We start from the raw sequence: 18583 nt of genomic DNA on the forward strand, positions 1-18583 counted from the left end.
CCCCTGGTCCGCTCCTCCTACCGCGCCGGCCGGCTCTGGGCCACCGCCATGCGCAAAAAAGGACGCGACATCCCCGCCGAACTCGCCCACATCGCAGACGGCATCCAGGACTCCGGAACCACCCGCCAGGAAGCCAGCTCCCTGCTCGCGAGGCCGGCCTGAACTCCGGCCTGACCGGACCCCCAACCGCGGTAGCGTTATTGCATGACGGCAACCTACCGGTACGACGTGGACGTCCTGCATCTGCTCGTTTCCCCGGTGCATGCCTACTTCGGCCGGGCACGTGACGGTGCCGCTGAGGTGCCGACAGCGGATGCCGGCCGGGTTGAAATCGTGGCGGGCAAGGGCATTGTCGGGGACAGGTTCTTCGGCAAGGCCGCGCACATGGACGCCGCGGTCACCCTGTTCGCGGTGGAGGCCCTCGAAGCCATTGCCAACGAACTCGGCGCCGGACCGTTCGACCCGCTGCTGACCCGGCGCAATGTGATCCTGCGGGGTGCGCACCTGGCCCCGCTGCTGGGCCAGGACTTCGCGCTGGAATCTCAGGGGGACGTGGTGCGGTTCAAAGGCGGGCGGCCCGCCCACCCCTGCGCGTGGATGGATCGGATGCTCGCACCGGGCGCCCACGCCGCCATGAGAGGGCGCGGCGGAATGCGCTGCCGGGCGCTATCCGACGGCGTGCTGCACCGCGGGCCTGCTGTGCTGGTCAGTCCGGTGCAACTGGAGCCCGAACAGGCCGGCAATCCGAGCCTGCTCCGGCCCGGCCGGCTGCCGTAAAGCGACGACGGCGGGCCAGCCAACACTGCTGCCGTTACCGTTGCGCGTTCTCGAGGGCCGCCAGGTGCTCGGGGCGAACCAGGGCGGCGCGCTGCTGGTACTCCGGGTGCTTGCGCAGCCACAGCTTGACGTACGGGCAAACGGGCACGACGGCGATCCCGGCGTCCAGGGTATCGTCCAGCGCATCCTGGACCAGGCGCGCAGCCAGGCCCTGCCCGGCGTAGTCCTCGCTGACGGTCGTGTGGTAGAAAATCCGCTCCGGCCCCTGTCCCCCGTCATACGGCAGGTAGTGCGCTTTCCCAATGACGGTGCCGCCGTCGCTGAGCTCGTAGCGGCGGCGCTGCGGGACGTTCCGGACGGTCAGGGTTGTTGCTTGTTCCAAGGGTCTCCTCCTGGGGCGGATGGTCGGTTAGCCGCGGGGCCGAAGCCGGGCGTTGGGCAGTGCTGGGGCAGGCAGTGGCGCCGGATACCCTTCCGGGAAAGGCCCGAAGCGGGGGAACGGGGCACCGTCCGGGTAAGTATCGCCCGGCGGAGGGTCGGCTGGCTCGGCGCCGATCTCTGCCTGCCAGGCCGCACGGTAGGCGACCACTTCCTCGTGGGTGCGCCCGACGAAGTTCCACCACATGACGATCTGTTCACCGAGCGGCTCTCCGCCGAGGATCAGCAGCCGGGCAGGCGCCTGCCCGGCCTCCAGCGCAATCCTGGTCCGGCCGGGGCGCAGGTAGTGCAGGTGGTCAACCGCCATGGCCGTCCCGTCGACGGAAACGTCACCGGTGTCGAGCAGGATTCCGTGTTCGAAGGACGGGTCAAGGTCCAGTTCGAGCCGTCCGCCGGCGTGCAGCACCGCCTCGGCACCGAGCAGCGGCGGAGTGTAGGTGGTGACGGGCGAGGACGATCCTGCCATTGAACCGAGGAAGACCCGCAACTCGCTGCCTTCTCCCTGCACCGGCTCCGGGGCATAGTGCTGGAAGGTCGGGGCCATGTTCCTGGTTTCCTCGGGCAGGGCATACCACAGCTGGGCGCCGTGGAGGACACCGCTATCCGGGGTGGAGAACTCCTGGTGCGAGATCCCCCGCCCGGCGACCATGAGGTTGACTTGTCCGGGACGGACGATTGCCTCGTACCCGGCCGAGTCGCGGTGGGCGACGTTGCCGGTGAACAGCCAGCTCACCGTCGCCAGGCCCGTGTGGGGATGGCGCGGGACCTTCATGCCGCCCGACTCCGGGACGAGGTCCGGGCCGTAGTGGTCCAGGAAGCACCAGGCGCCGATGAGGCTGCGCTGCTTCTGGGGCAGGGTCCGGCGCACCGGCATGGCCCGCGGGCCGCCCAAGGGAACGTTCCGGGGGGCCAGGAATTCCACCGCTTCCGCATGGTCCCCCTCGGTGCAGACGATCTCCTCGGGGAAGGTTTCCAGATTGCTCATGCCGGCTCAGATTCATCCAGGAAAAACGGGTGGAACATGGGACTCCTTAGCAGGCCTCGCGCCGGCGGCCCGACGCCGTCGAACAAAACCGACAGTTCATGCATTTGCATACACTTTATCCGGTTTCAGTACCTCGTCAAACCTACAGGGCAGGGCGGGGAAAGTAACCCCAAAATTTTGTTGACGCTTCAAACCCATGGAAGGACACTGGGTGGGAGCTGCGAAGGAGCAGTGCGTGTCTCGCCCAATCGAGGAAGAAGAACACAATGACCGACATCACCATCATCGGAACCGGCAACATGGCGCGCGGGCTCGCGACCCGCGCCATTGCAGGCGGCAAGAGTGTCCAACTGCTCGCCCACGAGGACAAGTCGAAGGCCGATGCCCTCGCGGCCGAGCTTGGGGGCCAGGTGACCACCGGCGTGGTGGGCGATGACCTCAGCGGCGCTGTCGTGATTCCCGCCGTGTACTACGATCCCGCCAAGGCCGTGGTGGCAAAGTACGGCAGCGGACTCGACGGCAAGGTGTACGTGGACATCACCAACCCGGTGGACACGTCCACCTTCGAAGGACTCAGCGTCCCCGAGGGCAGCTCTGCGGCCGAAGAGCTCCAGAAATCCACCGGAGCCAAGGTGGTGAAGGCCTTCAACACCACCTTCGCCGGGACACTGTCCTCCGGCGGCGTGGCCGGCCAGCAGCTCGACGTCCTCATCGCGGGTGACGACGAGGACGCCGTGCGGGCCGTGGCGGAGTTCGCCTCGGCGGGCGGCCTCCGGCCGATCGTCGTCGGACCCCAGCGCCGGGCCCGCCAGCTCGAACAGGCCGGGTTCCTGCACATACTGCTTTCGGCCAACGACCAGCTGCCCGAGTTCCAGTGGAACTCGGCGCTGAAGGTGGTCCCGGCCAGCTAGCCGGCAGGCAGCTAACTCTTCGGCAGGCCCGCCGGGTTCAGCTCCGACTTGGCGACGGCCTCCGAAGAGAGGCCCCAGCGGTCCAGGATTTTGCCGTAGGTGCCGTCCTCGATCAGGTGGTTCAGGCCGGCCTGGGCGGCTGCGGCGAAGCCGTTGCCCTTCTTGGTGGTGGCAGCGATGCTCGCCTTCAGCGGCCAGCCACCGTCCACCAGGCCCACCAGCTTGGTCTTCTCGTCGGTGGCTGCCTTGTAGGCGGCCGTGGCATTCGGGCCGAACGTCAGGTCCGCGCGGCCGGACTGCAGCGCCAGGTTCGAGGCGGAGTCGTCGTCGTAGTACTGGAACTCGACCGGCTTCAGCCCCTTGGCCTTGTTCTCCTCGTCCCAGCGCAGCAGGATGGATTCCTGGTTGGTGCCTGAGCCGACGATGACGCGCTTGCCGGCAACGTCGGGGGCGGATTCGACCTTGGTGATGTCGCTGCCGCTCTTGGCGTAGAAGCCGAGCTTGTCGTCGCGGTAGCTGGCGAAGTCGAACTTGAGCTTGCGCTCCTCCGTCACGGTGACGTTGGAGAGGACCGCCTCATACTTGCCCGATTCGACGCCGAGGGGCCAGTCGGCCCAGGCGGTGGGCACGATCTCTGCTTCCAGCCCCAGCGTCTGGGCCAGCGCGACGGCGATGTCCACCTCGTTGCCCACCGGAGTCTTGTTGTCCGTGGCATAGACCGCAAGCGGCGGAGCGAACGGGCTGACCGCAACCGTCAGCTTGCCGTCCTTCTTGATGGCTTCCGGAACCAGCGCCGCGGCTTTCTCGTCCACCGCGACGGGGAACCTGTCCTGTTCGGGCGTCAGGTTAAAGGTCTTGGCAGTCGATGTGGCGGTGTTTGTGGCGGCCGGCGCGTTCGCGGACGCTGCGGCGCCTGCCGCCGCAGCTCCGGGATCGGAGCAGGCGGAGAGCGCCAGCAGGCTCGTGGCGGCGAGGGCCAGGCCCACGGCCGGCTTGAAGCCAGGCTGAAGTGCGCCCGTGCGGGACTTGAGAGACTGACGGACCATGGTTGCCCCCTGGGAGTAGCAATAAAAAGCAATGAATGCGAAAGGTTGTGGCAGCAACTATCCGGCGGCAAAAAGAAGCGGTCAAAGCGCGGGGAAACCGGAAGATACACGGCGTAACCGCGATTCACACGGCGTTCGAAGTCGTCATTCAGCCTGCCGGACAACCGGGGACCGCGCCTAGCATCGAGTATGAGCGATCAATTCACCACCGAACGTGACAGCTACGGCAGGCTCCTCGCAGATCGTGAAGTGTGGCGGCAGGCGGGCACCCTCGCCGCAGCCGGGGAGCTGACCGCGCGGTGGCTTGAGGGCACCAGCGAATACCAGCCCGGAACCCTCGCCCCGTGCTTCGACGACGAGACCCTGCCCATCGCAGGCCAGCTGGCTGAGCTCAACCGCAGCGGGCTGTTCACGAAGGAATCCCAGCCCGGCTTCGGCCCCGACGCGGGCCATGCCCAGCGCGAGTACGTCACCGGTTTCTGCTCCGCGGAGTCGGCGGCCCTCCTGCTGCGGCTGTCGGCACGGACGGAATTCATTGCCATCGCGCACGCACCGGGAGAAGTCAGCCAGGCCTCCGTTCCGGTCACACTGCACGACGGCGAATTGGTCACCGTTCTGGGAAGCAGCGAAAATCCGGTTGAGTCGGAGCAGATCCAGGACTGGGCCCGCGAGAGTAACGAGACGCTCGCCCTCGTGCTGGCCGACTCCTGGTACGTCGAACTCCTTGACCCGGTCTGGGGCCGGCAACAGCACCTCCTGCCCGCCGTCCTGGATACTCTGCAGTCCGCCCCGAACGAGCTGTAAGACCCCGATTTTTAACGCTCTGCGACGCCGAATGAAGCTATACGACCGTCCGGATGAACGATTGCGACGCCGCGTGAACGCCTGCGTCGGCAGCCATTGTGGCCGACGGATTGGCCTCCGTACTCTCAATCCAACGCTCAGCGCCATCCCCTCCGCTCCATCATCCGAAAAGGAAACATCATGTCTTCGTCACCCGAGAACCCGGGGTCCACCCGGATCGCCGCGGGCCAGCCAAGCGGCCGCAAACGCCCCAGCGGGCTCAAGATCGCCATCGCCGCCGGCATCCTCGCAGTCCTGGCCGCAGGCGTCGCCGTCGCCACCACGGCCGCCAACAACGCCACCCCCGGGTCGGCCAACGCGGCCGCCGTCACCAGCCCCGCAACCGAGCTGAAGCTGGGCTACTTCGGGAACATCACCCACGCCGCCGCGCTGGTCGGCGTCCAGAAGGGCTTCATCGCCAAGGAGCTCGGCGACACCAAGCTCAGCACGCAGGTCTTCAACGCCGGCCCGGCCGCGATCGAGGCGCTGAACGCCGGCGCGATCGACGCCACTTACATCGGCCCGAACCCCGCCATCAATTCGTTCGTCAAGAGCAAGGGCGAATCCATCAGCATCATCGCGGGGGCAGCTTCCGGCGGTGCCCAGTTGGTGGTCAAGCCAGAGATCAAGACCGCGGCCGACCTCAAAGGCAAGACCCTCGCTTCGCCCCAGCTCGGCGGCACCCAGGACGTGGCGCTCCGCGCCTGGCTCGGCAAGCAGGGCTACAAGACCAACACCGACGGCGGCGGGGACGTTGCCATCAACCCCACCGAAAACGCGCAGACCCTGAAGCTGTTCCAGAACGGCAAGCTCGACGGCGCGTGGTTGCCTGAGCCGTGGGCGTCGCGTCTGGTGCTCCAGGCCGGCGCCAAGGTCCTGGTGGATGAGAAGGACCTGTGGGACGGCTCGCTGACCGGCAAGCCCGGCGAGTTCCCCACCACCATCCTGATCGTGAACAAGAAGTTCGCTGCCGAGCACCCGCAGACCGTGGAAGCCCTGCTCAAGGGCCACGTCGAAGCCGTGAAGTGGCTCAACAGCACCCCGGCCGCCGAGAAGGCCAAGGAAGTGAACGCGGCCCTGAAGGAAGCTGCCGGCAAGGCCCTCCCGCAGGAAGTCATTGACCGCTCGCTGAAGAACATCGTGTTCACGGTGGACCCGCTGGCCGGAGCGTTCAAGAAGCTTCTGCAGGACGGCGTCGACGCCGGGACCACCAAGCAGGCCGACCTCAACGGCATCTTCGATCTGGCCAAGCTGAACGAAGTCACCGGTGAAAAGACCTCTGCCGCAGGGCTGGGCAAGGAGTAACCTGACACGACAGGCAAACCGGCAAGACAAAAGGATCCGGCGGGAACATTCCCGCCGGATCCTTTTGGGTTAATCCGAACTCTTACAACGCCGTCGAATAGTCCGCCGAGTATGCCGGCACGGCCGAGTACTCAGGCACGGCGTACGGGTCCTCCTCGTCTTTCAACGCGTAGTGAAAAACCATTCCGTCCGGGCTTTCCTGGCTTCCGACATATTCGGCGGCAGCCCATTCCCCGCCGGCCACGGCTCCGGCCCAGGCATGGGCCTCTTCCCAGTGGACGGCCGAGGCCCTCCGGCCCGGCTGCAGGCTCATGGACACCGCAACGCGCACCGAAGGCCGGCCCCCGGAGGAACGGGGGCAGGTGAAGCCGACGATGTCCACGGAAACTCCCGGGGTGGCCAGGCACGGCCGGCGGGCCATGGTAGTGGCCGCGGCATCCAGGCCTCCGGACCCGATCTCCTGACTCGCCAGTGCGTGCACCTGGCTCCGGAACGTGCTGAGTTCCGCGCCGCATTGGGTCCGGATTCTGTGAACCAAAGCTGTGATCATGTGCCCCTCGATCCAGGGAGGGCGTTGCGCCGCCCCGTCGATGATTATGGACTTACACAACCACCGAGTAACTTGCTTCACAACGCCCGGCGAAACCCGCCGTCTTGCAACGCAACACTGCTTCACTTTCCGCAGTTGGGCGTAACAAACACCCAGTTCAGACGTGCATCCGCGCCACAAAACGGAACCTGTCCCCCCGGAACACCGACTCGGTCCACTCCACGGGCCGCCCGTCCTGGGTGAACCCGAGGCGGTGGACCAGCAGCATGGGGGCGCCCATTTCGACGTCGAGAAGCTGCACCTCGGCGGGCCCGGCCAGCTTCGTCTCCACGGTGTCCTCCACCTCGGCGATCCGGATTCCGTAGTCCTCGCGCAGGGCCGCGTACAGGGAGCCGCGTTCCGCCACTGTCCGCTCGAGGTCCGGGAGCGGCCCGGCAAGGAACGCGATCTCGTGCGCCAGCGGCTCGCTGTCCACCAGCCTGATCCGTTCCACCCGGTGGATGTCCGTTCCGGGTTCCACCGCCAGCCGGCGCGCGGTTGCCGGATCGGCCGGCAGCACGCTCACATCGATGATCCGGGCCGCAGCGGTGAGGCCCTGGCTCGCGGCGTCGTCGGAAAAGGACGTGAGCTGCCGGACGTGAGTCACCTTGGGTGGGGCCACATAGGTACCCCTCCCCTGCGTCCGGTCCAGGCGGCCCTCGGCCACCAGTTCGCCGATGGCCTGCCGGACCGTAGTGCGGGACGTCCCGTACTGCTCGGCGAGGGCGCGCTCGGTGGGGATCAGCGTTCCGGGCACCGCGTCCTCGATGAGGGTAAGGATCTGCTCCTTGAGTACGTAGTACTTGGGCAGGGCGGCGGCCGCGGAGGTTTCCATGAATCTGATGGTACCTATTGACACGAAAATTGGTCTAGGCCAAAATGATTGAAATTGGTTTACACCAATTTCAGTTTGCGGTAGAACCCAAGCCCAATCCCCCAATCCGACTTCCAAGGACCCAAAGATGTCGTTCCTGCAAGACCTGCGCAAGACGCCCCGCCTCGGCCTCTTGGTCGGCGGCACCGCCGCCACCATCGGCATAATCTACGGCTACGATCTGTCGAATATCGCCGGCGCCCTGCTGTTCATCACCAAGGAGTTCCAGCTCTCCACCAGCCAACAGGAGCTGGTGACCACCGCCGTCGTCGTCGGCGAAGTCCTGGGCGCCGTCCTCGGCGGCTGGCTCGCCAACAAACTGGGCCGCAAGGCCTGCATGGTGGGCGTGGCCGGAGCGTATGCCGCGTTCGCGGTGCTCAGCGCCCTCGCCGCCGACGTGCCCATGCTGCTCGTTGCCCGGCTGCTCCTGGGCCTGACCATCGGCGTTTCCGTGGTGGTGGTCCCCGTCTTCGTGGCGGAGTCAGCGCCGCCCAAGGTGCGCGGCGCCCTGCTCGTGGCATACCAGGTGGCCACCGTCATCGGCATCATCATCGGCTACCTGGCCGCGTACGTCCTGTCCTCCACCGAGAACTGGCGGCTGATGCTGGGCCTGGCCGCCGTCCCTGCCCTCGCGGTCCTCGCCGTCACCCTCCGCCTCCCCGACACCGCCCGCTGGTACATGATGCGCGGCCGGACGGGGGACGCCCGCCGCACCCTCAGCTCGATCGAGCCGGATACCGACGTCGACGCCGAACTGGCGGACATGCGCCGCGCCATCGGCGAAGAGCGCGGCGGCGGCCTGCGCGAGATGCTCCGCTCGCCGTACCTGAAGGCGACCGTGTTCGTCGTCGGGCTCGGCTTCTTCATCCAGATCACCGGCATCAACGCCGTGGTCTACTACAGCCCCCGGATCTTTGAGGCCATGGGCTTCACCGGCAACGCCGCCCTTCTGCTGCTGCCCGCCCTGGTCCAGGCCGCCTCCCTGGTGGCGGTATTCGTCTCACTGTCCCTCGTGGACCGCGTGGGCCGCCGCCCCATCCTGCTCGGCGGCATCGGCATGATGATCGCGGCCAACGCCATCCTGGTGGGCGTCTTCATGGCCGGGCGTGACTTCGGCGGCATCCTGACCGTGGTGGGCTTCCTCGGGGTGCTGCTGTTCACGGTCGGCTTCACGTTCGGCTTCGGCGCGCTGGTCTGGGTCTACGCCGGGGAGTCCTTCCCCGCCCGGCTGCGGTCCCTGGGCGCCAGCGCCATGCTGACCTCGGACCTGGTGGCCAACGTGATCGTGGCGGCCTTCTTCCTGACCATGCTGCAGCAGCTGGGCGGCGCCGGCACGTTCGCGGTATTCGGCGCGCTGGCCATCGCCGGCTTCATCTTCGTCCACCGCCTCGCCCCCGAAACCAAGGGCCGGAACCTCGAGGAAATCCGCCACTACTGGGAAAACGGCGCCCGCTGGCCGGAAGCCAGCGGCAGCACCGGCAGCAGCAGCAAGCCGGCGGCCAAGTGATGCCGCGCGTCCTCGGCCTGGATATCGGCGGTTCCAAGACCCACGCCATCCTGGCGGAGGTTGGAACGGACGACGGCGGGACAAGAGTTCCCCGGCAGCTCGCCGAATGCACGGCGGGCAGTGCAAACATCGCCTCCGTCGGACGGGATGAGGCCGCCGCGGCGCTGGACGACCTCGCCGGGCAGCTCGGCATCGGTGATCCCGCAGGCCACCGCATCGACACCGTGCATGCCGGTGCCGCGGGCGCTGACACGCCGGCCGCCCGGGAACAGCTGGCCGGCCTGCTCTCCCGCCGGTTCCCAGGAGCGCGGGTCCTTGTGGACCACGACACCCGCATCATCCTCGCGGCCGCCGGCCTCACCGCGGGCACCGTCCTCATCTCCGGCACCGGCTCCGCCGCGTGGGCGAAGGCCGGCGACGGCAGAGAAGCGCGCGCCGGCGGCTGGGGCTATCTGCTCGGCGACGAAGGCAGCGGCTACGCCGTGGCCCGCAGTGCGGTCCGCAACGCCCTGCAGGACTCCGACGACGGCCTGCCCGCAGGGCCGCTGACGTCCCAGCTTTTGGCGCGGACCGGGGCCGCGGAACCCGGCGACCTGCTGGACCTGTTCTACCGCCGGCCGGAGCGCCGGTACTGGGCCGGACTGGCAGGCATCGTGTTCGGCCTCGCAGCCTCGGACGCTGCGAGCGCCGCCATCGCCGACGACGCCGCCCGGCATCTCGCCCGCCTGGCCCTGACGGTGAACCGGCGGCTGGGCACCATTCCGGAAAATGCCTCCGTGCTGCTGGCCGGCGGCATGCTGGTGAACCAGCCGTCGTTGGCCATCCAGGTGGGGGAGCTGCTGGCAGCCGGCGGCCACACCGACGTCCGCGTGCTGGACCGTGCGCCCGCCTGGGGCGCCGTGGAGCTGGCCGGCCAGTTTGCCGGCTCACCGCACCGGCCAGCCACCACCATTCCCGCCTGATCCACCCTCACCAAATACCCCGCTGATCCCCAAGGAGACCCATGACTGCCCCGCACACCGACATCACCGCCGCTTCCCCGCTTCCCGGTTCCCTGATGGCCGCCGAAATCCTGGAACAGCCGGAGTCGCTGGCCCGGCTGCTTGAGCACGGGCGCCCCGCGATCACCCGCCTGGCCGGCGTCCTCCGGGACGCGGACATCCGGTACGTCCTCCTGGCCGCCCGCGGCACCAGCGACCACGCGGCCCTGTACGCGAAGTACCTCATCGAGACGGTGCTGGGGCTGCCGGCAGGGCTGGCCTCGCCGTCGAGCCTTACGGTGTACGGCGCCGAACCGAAAATGGACGGGGTGCTGTGGCTGGCGGTCAGCCAGTCCGGCGGTTCCCCCGACCTCGTGGACTCCACCGCCGCTGCCGCCCGGGGCGGCGCCCTCACCGTGGCCGTCACAAACGCACCGGCCTCGCCGCTGGCCGCTGCCGCCCGGCATCACCTGGACATCCTCGCCGGTCCGGAGCACGCCGTCGCCGCGACCAAGAGCTACACGTCGCAGTTGCTGGCGCTGTGGCAACTGATCGACGCGTGGGCCGGAGGAAACGGCTCGGAAGCTGCCGGCCTGCCGCGTCTCGCCGCCGATGTCCTGGCCCGGCCGGAGATACTTGAGGTGGCAGACCGCTACCGCTTCGTAAACCACATCATCACCACCGGACGCGGCTTCTCCTATCCCACCGCACGGGAGGCGGCACTGAAACTGATGGAAACGTCCTACCTGGCCGCACACGCCTTCTCTGGCGCGGACCTGCTGCACGGGCCCTTCGCCATGATCGACGCCGACCGGCCCGTCATCGCCGTCGCCTCGCCCGGCGCCGGCGGCCGTGCCCTGCATCCGGTGCTGGACCGCCTCGCCGAACGCGGCGCGGACGTCTGCCTGGTGGGCGATGCCAGGGCTGCCCGCCCGCTGAACCACGTGGTGCCGCTGCCGGCCGTGCACGAGCAGCTCTCACCGATCCTGGAGATCATGCCCCTGCAGCGGCTGGCACATGCGATGGCGGCGTCCCGCCACCGGGACCCCGATGCTCCCCGCGGCCTGCTCAAGATCACGGAAACCTGGTGAGTCCCACGCTCATTTCCGCTTTCCGGGTCATCCTGCCGGACACCGTGCTGGACCCCGGCTGGGTGGAGACCGACGGCGGCCGGATCACCGCTGCGGGTCCCGGGCTGCCCACCCGGACGCCCGACGCCGATTTCCCGGACGCCACCCTCGCGCCCGGCTTCGTGGACGCCCACATCCACGGCGGCGGCGGCTTCAGCTTCAACGACGCCGACCCCGCTGCCGCCGCGGTCCGGATCGCCGACGTGCACCGCTCGCACGGCACCACCACCCTGATGGCCAGCCTGGTCACCGCCCCGCTCACGCAGCTTGAGAAGGCGGTGGCCGCGCTCGCCGCACTTGTGGAGGAAGGCGTCCTGGCCGGGATCCACCTGGAGGGCCCGTGGCTCAGCCCCGACCACCGGGGCGCCCACACCGAGGACCTTCTGCTCGCCCCGGAACCGGCCGCCGTCGACCGGCTGATGCTGGCCGGGCGCGGCACCGTCCGGATGGTGACGATCGCGCCTGAACTGGAAGGCGGCCTGGCCGCCATCCGGCAGATCACCGGCTACGGCGCCGTCGCGGCCATCGGACACACCGGCGCCGGCTACGACCTGGCCCGGCAGGCGATTGCCGCTGGGGCCACCGCGGGGACGCACGTGTTCAACGCGATGCGGCCGCTGCACCACCGGGAACCCGGCCCGGCACTGGCCCTGCTGGAGGACCCCGCGGTGTTTGCCGAGGTGATTGCCGACGGCGTCCACCTCCACCCGTCCCTGGTCCGCTTCATTGCCGCCAGCCCGGCGCGCGCCGTCTTCGTCACCGACGCCATGGCCGCGGCCTGCGCGCAGGAAGGCAGGTACCAGCTGGGCGGGCTGGACGTCCGGGTGGCCGGCGGCGAGGCCCGCCTGGTCAGCGACGGCACCATCGCCGGCAGCATCCTCACGCTGGACGCGGCCGTCCGGCACGCCGTCCACGACGCCGGCATCCCGCTCGCCGACGCCGTCCGCGCCGCCAGCCAGAACCCGGCGGACATGCTGGGACTCTCCGACGTCGGCCGGATTGAGGCCGGGCTCCAGGCGGATTTGGTGGTGCTCAGCCCTAGGCTTGAGGTGGCTGCCGTGATGAAGGCGGGCCGGTGGCTGATGCTGGCGGACTCCGCTGGTTGAGCTTGTCCCAACCTCAGTCCCGATGCGTGGCTAGCCAGGTGGCTCCAACTGCCAGCCTCGCCGACAGCAGAGGGCGGGAGAATCCGAGGGTGTTAGCAGTGAAGATCGGGCTTCTTCTCATGACCATGGGCCGATAACCGCCGTTATGTAAGGTAGAACTCTGCGTATCTCATCAGATGAATCACTTCGCCCACCCCCAGCAGGTACGTCGCGAGGCTCTCGGCACCCTACTTGCGCCGATTTCGGTGTGATTGACTTCGTCGCCGCCCCAATTTGCCGTCACAGGCAGCCTAGCGTCGCTGCCCCTAGGCCAGGTTGGGAGCTGGAACTGAGCTCGACATGTTCAGCTGACTAATTCCGGCGTCCACGTTGCCAGCCGAATACCTCTTATCGGTGACTTTCGGCGCTCTAGGATTACGCACACGTCTCACGAGAATCCCAACTAAACTGGTCTAACCTATCCAAATCGCCGAGAGTGAGCGATGACCAACCTGGATGGCGGGTGCAAACCAAGCGGCGCGATATATCTGAGGCCACAATGGATTTGGCGGTTCTCGATTTGGGGTCGAAGACGATGCCGCGGTCCTCATTCGCGATCAGAACATAGCCCGTCACTGAAGGGCCAGACTTGAACTGGACTATCTCGGTCGGGCCAAGCTGCACTGGAGTGGTCAGCAGCATCAGTCCGTAAGTGGAAATCAATATGGACCCAGAGCGGTAGACAGCATTTCGGAAGTCCGGCTGCGCCGCGCCTCGAATTGCTCTGTGCCGGTCGCGCATTTCCCTTTTCAACCTACTTAGCTTCTCAACATTCTCGCAGGCGGCACCCTCGGCTGACTGGGACAATGCGCGCGCTTTAATCCAAATCTCGTATAGGCCAGCATCTTCTGGTCCTGCCTTGTGATCGAGCCATTGATCAAAGGAGATCAAGCGCTCCCGGCTAGTTACGCTCAGCCTCCAGTTGATGTATGCAAAACCGAGAAACACCAATGAAAATACAAGTGAAGCCGTAAGGGCGTGCATGAGAGCGCATGCCAGAGTCAAGATCGAGAAAAACCTGCGAACAGGAGCGGTGTAGGTCGAATCTAGAGCCACGGTCGGGCCGGCCAGCAACATGCCGATCAAAAATAAGCTTGATGCAGATAGTAGAACTACCATTGCTAAGGAGCCCAATGGCAAGTTGGTTACTATCGCCAGCGCAAGGTTCTTGTCCCCTCTAGTTTGAACCAACACATTAATAGTTACGTAGACTACCGCCAAGGCCGGGATTATGGGCACTAAGCCGGAAACCACACGCTTCTGGTGTTCTACCGTTTGCTGGAACTCGAGGGCCTGATCTCGCCGCTTACCCGACGACGCAGTCTTTGGAACAAGAAGGCGAAGGAAGTTCTTTACAACGGAATTCTTGTCGCCGTTTCCTCGTATTGCAGATCTAGTCATTTCTTCCCGAGCTAGTACTTCATCAGAATCCCGATGACGACCAATGTTTTAAGTTGCTTAGCATGCGTTCTGGGCGCTAGTGGATAAATTCTATAGGTGCGTCCACTGTCGGCGAGCCCGCCCGGCCAAGGGAGAGACTCCCCTGCACATGAACAACACTCGACTGTCACGCGAGGTGCACCCTCCTAGCCACCGCGCCGTTCTCAGACACTGTTCCGCTCTCCCGTAGACTTTCCTATGGGAATTCACAATCAACGGGAGCTCGGAGGAGGCGTAATGGCTGGGCTGGGGGAACACATAACTGCAATGGTCCGAAGCCACGCCTCGGGTGACGACTCATCCTTCTACTCTGTCGCACTCCAGATTGCCGCCCGCGAAGCCCGCCAGGGTCATCATGTTCTCGCAGATGGCATCAAGAAGGCCGTTGATGCTTCACGTCAGGCCACGCCAAGAGACAACGTGACTAAGCTGGCCAAACCCCGCGGTGATTTGGCTGATCTCATCGAGGTGACCCATCCGGATGTTACTTTGCGGAACCTCGTCGGCCCTGCGGATCTCGTTGAGCGGCTCAGACAAGTTATAGCTGAACAGCGTCAGCGAAAGACTCTCCTCGATCACGGATTCGATCCCACGCATCGGCTTCTTCTGGAAGGCCCCCCAGGGACCGGGAAGACGATGACCGCTGCTGTGCTCGCGCGCGAGCTGTCCCTGCCGATGTTCACCGTTCGGCTTGACAGTCTCCTAAGCAAATACATGGGAGAGACTGCAGGCAAGCTACGTCTTGTATTTGACGCCGTCGCCGAACGTCGCGGCGTCTACCTGTTTGATGAGTTCGATGCCCTAGGCGGCGATCGTTCGGGAAACGACGTTGGGGAGGCTAGACGGATTCTCAGCTCCTTCTTGGTCTTTCTCGAGCAGTCGAGTCCAGAAAGTATCGTCGTGGCCGCTACCAATCATCGGTCGATCCTCGACAGAGCGCTCTTTAGAAGATTCGACATGGTTCTGACTTACCACCTGCCCGACAAGAACCAGGCACGCGCCGTCATCAAGGGCCGCCTCGGATCGCTCGCGAAGGGAATGCGTTGGGAAAAGGTCGATGCACATGCAGAGGGTCTAAGCCACGCTGATCTGGTTAAGGCCTCAGAGGCAACAGCCAAAGCGGTGCTAATGCGCGGACAGACCGTCATCGGGGCTGCTGACATGGTCCGGGCCCTCGACACCCGTCGAATGGCTAGCAGTGGCTGAACTTCGACACCTCACTCATCTATATGTCGCAGACAGGGCACGAAACGAAGAGTTCTCCCGCGGTGGACAAGGGAACCCGAAGATACGCCCCGTTGAGTACAGGGCGCACGGAATCACTATTAAGGGCCAGCTTCAGGAAACTTTCTCAGACATTGATGAAGCTCGCAGCAACGTCCGCCTCAGCGCTGACGAGCTCCAAGCCTTGGGCAGCATAATCACTCTGGAAGGGGAGGATGCCGCTTACCCCTTGAAAATCGAGTCCTTACAAACATTCTCCCGCCATACCGTTAGGCCCAAGGTGCCGCAGTGGCTGCTCTTGTCAGTTCAGCCGGGTACTGTAGACCAGCCAGAGCGGGCCGTAGTTTGGATCGCCGACGCCTACCGCCCCCAGTTCCTCAAAATTTTCGAGGACTATCTGGCGAAGAAAAGTACCCAGGCTGCAAAGGACAAGTGGGAGACTCCCGACGGAAACCCGGCCAATCGTGCCCTCGTCGCGAACATCTCCCGAATTCGTCAGACCATCCTGGATGATCTTTGGCAGTCCAAAGGTGATCCGCCTAAGCAAGGAAAGCACTGGTGGGAGCTCTGGCTCGACCCCGCAGAGAATAAGGCCGACTCCCTGCATGCTCTGGCGACAGCATGGAATCTAAGGTTGCTCAATCGCTCTCTCGCGTTCAACGACCGGGTCGTCGTTTGGATTGAGGCAACATGGGCCCAGCTCGAGACACTCCTTTTCACCAGCATTCCTATTGCCGAAATTCGACGGCCGGAGTTCGTCGATACAGTAGAAGATCTGTTTCCAGAAGAACAAGATGAGTATGTCGATGACCTTGCTTCGCGGATAAGCCCAGCGCCGCCAGACGCTCCTGCGGTTTGCCACCTTGATACAGGAGTAGCACGTAGCCACAGGCTGATTGCCGGCTCACTGGATGAGGAAGATCTGCACACGGTGATCGGCACATCCGGCTACGACCTGGCAGGGCATGGCACTTCCATGGCCGGACTCGCGCTCTTCGGGCCCCTCGATGATCTACTGGCCGGGACTGGGTCTGTGCAATTGCATCACCGACTTGAGTCAGTTCGCGTGTTGCCCCAAAGGGGGGAACCGATGACTGACCCCTTGGATTTTGGAACCGTCACGGTTGATGCTGTGGCGCGAACTGAGGCAACCAAGCAACGTCGCCGAGTCTTCTGCATGCCCGTCTCCACCGCCCCCGACCGTCCTGGTGTACCCACCCTGTGGTCCTCAACGGTGGACGCACTTGCCGTCGGCACAGACATCGTTCGTGACGGCGAACAAATACAGCTGCTTACGCTGCCGGATGCCAACGCTAGCAGGCTGATGATGATCGCTGCCGGGAACGTCGACAGCTATCAGGCCGACCATCGTACTGAATCCGACACCTCTGCAGTCGAAGATCCGGCGCAGGCGTGGAATGCACTTACCGTTGGAGCGCATACGGAAATAGTCACTTTACCGACGGATCCAGCCTTTCAAGGCTGGACGGCAATGGCCGCCGAGGGCGAGCTCTCGCCCCACAGCCGGACATCACTCCTGTTCGGGAAGAAGAACTGGCCCATCAAGCCGGACATTTGTTTTGAAGGCGGCAACGTCCTTACCGACGGGGCAAACGGGTTCCATGAGCGTCACCCAGCCTTATCTTTACGGTCTACGGGCGTCCACAGCGATCTTGCTCTTACCTCTGCGAATGCTACGAGCGCAGCCACTGCCCAAGCATCTCGCCTAGCCGCAATTGCAATGGCCCATTACCCCGAATATTGGCCGGAAACGATACGCGGCCTGCTAGTTCACGCGGCGGAGTGGACCCCTGCAATGAGGGCCGAGTTGGATTCCACGGGAACGAAGAAGGAACCCAAACTCTCACTACTCCGGCGGTACGGATGGGGCGTACCCACCGAGGACGCGGTCCTGCGGTCATCTCGACAATCTGTAACCCTCGTTACTCAGGACACGTTCGTCCCCTTCGAGGGCGCTGAGTATAAGATGCGTAAGTTCCGGCTGCATTCGATGCCATGGCCAACTGAGGTGTTGGAGAGTATCGCGGCCGACGACGTGACTCTCAAGGTTACCCTCTCGTACTTCGTTGAGCCCTCGGCATCTAGAAGGGGGTGGCGACAGAAGTATTCGTACGCCTCGCACCTCCTCCGGTTTGAGCTCAAAGCGCCCACAGAAACCGAGAATGAATTCATTGCACGAATCAATCGGGATGCAGAAAATGATGAAGACCCTACGTCGGCTTCCTCATCGAGCACGGCTAGATGGATGATCGGACCAAATCAGCGAAATCTTGGATCTCTGCACCAGGACATATGGGAAGGCTCAGGCCAAGAACTCGCCGCCAGCGGAGTACTCGCGGTATATCCGGTTGGTGGATGGTGGAAACGGAATCTCCGAAAGGATCGACTCGATTTACCAGTCCGATATTCGCTGATTGTCTCAATCAAAGCGCCTGAGCAGGATGTCGATCTTTACACGCCCATCGCTACCGAGATTCAGCTTCCCATTGAGATTGAAGGCGTTTAGGCTCGCAAGTCGGCGATGTTACTTTCCCTGGGGTTGTAGGTCAGTCCGCCCACGAAACTGACCCTGTCAGCGATAATACGGCCCAAGGGGAGCTGCGATGGGCAGGACTGTCTGTCCCGTGGGGAGCCCAACGCATTGTGCCTTGGCGTGAGCAAACAGATCTCAGCGTAGCGCTCGAAAAAGCCACGACTACTCCTGCGCCAGGCGTCGCTGCTCGGATGTCTTGACGTTCTTCTGGGAAGGCTTTAGCACTCAAGCTGACAGGTCGACGGGTTTGGAGGCATCGGTGGCTGGACAACGCATCGGGTATGTGCGCGTAAGCACCCTCGACCAGAACGAGAAACGTCAGCTTGAAGGCCAGGTCCTGGACGGGGTCTTCACCGACAAGGCCTCAGGCAGGGACACGACCAGGCCGGAACTGGCCGAACTGCTGCACTTCGCCCGTGACGGGGACACCGTCATGGTGCACAGCATGGACCGGCCCGCCCGCAACCTCGATGACCTGCGTGCCCTGGTCCAGACTCTGACGCGTAGGGGCGTACGGGTGGAGTTCGTTAAGGAACAGCTGCTCTTCACCGGGGAGGACTCCCCCATGGCCAACCTCATGCTGTCCGTCCTGGGGGCCTTCGCCGAATTCGAACGCTCCTTGATCAGGGAACGCCAGCGGGAAGGTATCGCCCTGGCCAAGCAGCCCGGGGCCTACAAAGGGCGGAAGAGAACCCTCACGCCGGAACGGGCGGCCGAGCTGGTGCAGCGGGCGGCCAATGGAATTCCCAAAGCCGTCCTCGCCAGCGACTACGGCATCAGCAGGGAAACGGTGTACCAGTACCTCCGCCAGGCCAGGCCTTCCTGAACCTCTCAC

General features: G+C 64.9%; 17 protein-coding genes and 1 pseudogene. 12 read left to right on the forward strand and 6 right to left on the reverse strand.

Annotated features, from left to right (window positions below):
- Positions 1-162, forward strand: a pseudogene (locus ACFTSA_RS23400) (lipoyl synthase); the annotation flags it as partial.
- A 42-nt stretch (positions 163-204) separates the two neighbouring features.
- Positions 205-777, forward strand: coding sequence for an MOSC domain-containing protein (locus ACFTSA_RS23405; RefSeq protein WP_377954420.1), 573 nt, complete (start codon positions 205-207; stop codon positions 775-777).
- Positions 778-811: 34 nt separating this feature from the next.
- On the opposite strand, the gene ACFTSA_RS23410 is transcribed toward ACFTSA_RS23405, so the two are convergent.
- Together ACFTSA_RS23410 and ACFTSA_RS23415 are read right to left on the reverse strand one after the other, a co-directional pair.
- Positions 812-1159, reverse strand: a complete 348-nt coding sequence (locus tag ACFTSA_RS23410) for a GNAT family N-acetyltransferase (RefSeq protein WP_377954421.1) — start codon at positions 1157-1159, stop codon at positions 812-814.
- A 27-nt stretch (positions 1160-1186) separates the two neighbouring features.
- Positions 1187-2200, reverse strand: coding sequence for a pirin family protein (locus tag ACFTSA_RS23415; protein WP_377954422.1), 1014 nt, complete (start codon positions 2198-2200; stop codon positions 1187-1189).
- 266 nt (positions 2201-2466) lie between these two features.
- On the opposite strand from ACFTSA_RS23415, the gene ACFTSA_RS23420 reads away from it, so the two are divergent.
- Positions 2467-3111 (forward strand): NADPH-dependent F420 reductase, encoded by a 645-nt coding sequence (locus tag ACFTSA_RS23420; RefSeq protein WP_377954423.1) that lies wholly within the window; start codon positions 2467-2469, stop codon positions 3109-3111.
- Between the two features lie 11 nt (positions 3112-3122).
- Here the strand turns inward: ACFTSA_RS23420 and ACFTSA_RS23425 are convergent, their stop codons facing one another.
- Complete coding sequence (locus ACFTSA_RS23425; protein ID WP_377954424.1) at positions 3123-4157, reverse strand: ABC transporter substrate-binding protein; 1035 nt, start codon at positions 4155-4157, stop codon at positions 3123-3125.
- A 189-nt stretch (positions 4158-4346) separates the two neighbouring features.
- Between ACFTSA_RS23425 and ACFTSA_RS23430 the strand changes: the two genes are divergently transcribed.
- Both ACFTSA_RS23430 and ACFTSA_RS23435 read left to right on the forward strand, forming a co-directional pair.
- Entirely contained in the window at positions 4347-4961 is a 615-nt protein-coding gene (locus ACFTSA_RS23430) for a DUF6919 domain-containing protein (protein ID WP_377954425.1), read from the forward strand.
- A gap of 180 nt (positions 4962-5141) precedes the next feature.
- The gene (locus ACFTSA_RS23435; RefSeq protein ID WP_377954426.1) at positions 5142-6305 is read left to right on the forward strand and encodes an ABC transporter substrate-binding protein; all 1164 of its coding nucleotides are present in this window, start codon (positions 5142-5144) and stop codon (positions 6303-6305) included.
- A gap of 82 nt (positions 6306-6387) precedes the next feature.
- Here the strand turns inward: ACFTSA_RS23435 and ACFTSA_RS23440 are convergent, their stop codons facing one another.
- Both ACFTSA_RS23440 and ACFTSA_RS23445 read right to left on the reverse strand, forming a co-directional pair.
- Positions 6388-6855 carry a hypothetical protein gene (locus ACFTSA_RS23440; protein WP_377954428.1) on the reverse strand — a complete coding sequence of 156 codons (468 nt, stop codon included), beginning with the start codon at positions 6853-6855 and terminating at the stop codon, positions 6388-6390.
- A 157-nt stretch (positions 6856-7012) separates the two neighbouring features.
- Entirely contained in the window at positions 7013-7729 is a 717-nt protein-coding gene (locus tag ACFTSA_RS23445; RefSeq protein WP_377954429.1) for a GntR family transcriptional regulator, read from the reverse strand.
- A gap of 67 nt (positions 7730-7796) precedes the next feature.
- Between ACFTSA_RS23445 and ACFTSA_RS23450 the strand changes: the two genes are divergently transcribed.
- From ACFTSA_RS23450 to nagA, 4 genes are read left to right on the forward strand one after another with little or no spacing between them, the layout of a single operon-like run.
- Positions 7797-9275 (forward strand): sugar porter family MFS transporter, encoded by a 1479-nt coding sequence (locus tag ACFTSA_RS23450; protein WP_377954447.1) that lies wholly within the window; start codon positions 7797-7799, stop codon positions 9273-9275.
- The gene (locus ACFTSA_RS23455; protein WP_377954449.1) at positions 9275-10237 is read left to right on the forward strand and encodes an N-acetylglucosamine kinase; all 963 of its coding nucleotides are present in this window, start codon (positions 9275-9277) and stop codon (positions 10235-10237) included. The genes ACFTSA_RS23450 and ACFTSA_RS23455 overlap by 1 nt, the downstream gene beginning before the upstream one ends.
- 41 nt (positions 10238-10278) lie before the next feature.
- Positions 10279-11346 carry an SIS domain-containing protein gene (locus ACFTSA_RS23460; RefSeq protein ID WP_377954431.1) on the forward strand — a complete coding sequence of 356 codons (1068 nt, stop codon included), beginning with the start codon at positions 10279-10281 and terminating at the stop codon, positions 11344-11346.
- Entirely contained in the window at positions 11343-12491 is a 1149-nt protein-coding gene (nagA, locus tag ACFTSA_RS23465) for an N-acetylglucosamine-6-phosphate deacetylase (RefSeq protein WP_377954433.1), read from the forward strand. Before ACFTSA_RS23460 ends, nagA begins: the two co-directional genes overlap by 4 nt.
- Positions 12492-12905: 414 nt before the next feature.
- Here nagA and ACFTSA_RS23470 read toward each other — a convergent pair whose 3' ends face one another.
- Complete coding sequence (locus ACFTSA_RS23470; protein WP_377954434.1) at positions 12906-13751, reverse strand: hypothetical protein; 846 nt, start codon at positions 13749-13751, stop codon at positions 12906-12908.
- A gap of 417 nt (positions 13752-14168) precedes the next feature.
- On the opposite strand from ACFTSA_RS23470, the gene ACFTSA_RS23475 reads away from it, so the two are divergent.
- From ACFTSA_RS23475 to ACFTSA_RS23485, 3 genes are all read left to right on the forward strand, one after another.
- A complete protein-coding gene (locus ACFTSA_RS23475; RefSeq protein WP_377954436.1) occupies positions 14169-15176 on the forward strand; it encodes an AAA family ATPase in 1008 nt (335 codons plus the stop codon).
- Entirely contained in the window at positions 15169-17721 is a 2553-nt protein-coding gene (locus ACFTSA_RS23480) for a S8 family peptidase (RefSeq protein WP_377954437.1), read from the forward strand. Before ACFTSA_RS23475 ends, ACFTSA_RS23480 begins: the two co-directional genes overlap by 8 nt.
- Positions 17722-18007: 286 nt before the next feature.
- On the forward strand, positions 18008-18574 hold the full coding sequence (locus ACFTSA_RS23485) for a recombinase family protein (protein WP_377954438.1): 567 nt from the start codon (positions 18008-18010) through the stop codon (positions 18572-18574).
- Positions 18575-18583: the final 9 nt, after the last annotated feature.

The sequence above is a fragment of the Arthrobacter sp. NPDC057013 genome, assembly GCF_042674585.1.
GTDB lineage: Bacteria > Actinomycetota > Actinomycetes > Actinomycetales > Micrococcaceae > Arthrobacter.